The sequence below is a fragment of the Streptomyces sp. CO7 genome (assembly GCF_053474865.1).
On the sequence record NZ_JBRIOU010000003.1, the window covers coordinates 281,623 to 282,645 of the forward strand.

The window sequence follows — 1,023 nt, forward strand, 5'->3', positions numbered from 1 at the left end:
CCACAGCGCCCACAGGGCGCCCCGCCCTGCGGCCGCCCTGTGGGCGCTGTGGGCCCTGTGGCTCGCCTCGCGGGCGGTGCTGCTCCTGCTGGTGTTCAAGGTGTGGGTGATGCCCGGGCCGGACGTCACCTCCGACGTCCACGTGACGTACCAGAACTGGTACCGGGTGCTCAGCGAGGGAACGTTCCCCCAGACGGACATCACCTGGCAGTACCCGCCGGCCGCCGCGCTGGCGATCCTCTCCCCGGCCGTGCTGCCCTGGCTGGAGTACGCGCAGGCGTTCTTCGTCCTCGCCTTCCTGGCCGACGCGGTCGGCTTCGCGCTGCTGCTGCGGGCCGGGCGGGGGAGCGGACGGTCCCGGCACGGCGCCTGGGTGTGGACGGCCGGCGTGCCGCTGCTCGGCCCCACGGTGTACGCCCGCTACGACGTGATGGTCACCGTCGTCGCCGTCGGCGGCCTGCTCGCCCTGGCCCGCCGGCCCCGGCTGGCGGGGGCGCTGATCGGGTTCGGCGCGATGCTCAAGGTGTGGCCCGCGCTGCTGCTGGCCGGTGTGCTCCGCAGGACCACCTGGGTGTGGACGGTGGCCACCGCGGCGGTGGTGGCGGCCGGGTTCGCGCTGGCGATGCCCGGGGCGTTCGCCTTCCTCACCTTCCAGCGTGACCGCGGCACCGAGGTCGAGTCGCTGGGCGCGCTGGTCCTGCACGTCGCCCGGCAGTACGGGTGGCAGGGGCAGGTCCTGCTCAACTACGGCTCGATGGAGTTCATCGGCCCGCACGTGGAGACGGTGAGCCGCGGGGCCATGCTGCTCACCGTGGCCGTCTTCGGCTGGCTGCTCCTGTGGCGCTGGAGGGGCCGGCCCGGGGCGCTCGGGGCGTCCTCTGAGCGGATCGTGTGGGGACCGGCGGTCCCGGCGCTGGCCGGGCTGGTGGCGGTCCTGCTGTTCACCGTCACCAGCCGGGTGATCAGCCCCCAGTACCTGGTGTGGCTGGTGGGTGTCGCCGCGGTGTGCGTGACCTTCCGCGG

Annotated in this window: 1 protein-coding gene; it reads left to right on the top strand. The window is 74.2% G+C overall.

Annotation, left to right across the window (positions count from 1 at the left end; translation table 11 throughout):
* Nucleotides 1-37 precede the first annotated feature (37 nt).
* Nucleotides 38-1,023, top strand: a 986-nt coding sequence (locus ACOV8S_RS11160) for a glycosyltransferase 87 family protein (RefSeq protein WP_448317914.1), incomplete at its 3' end; no start/stop codon positions are given.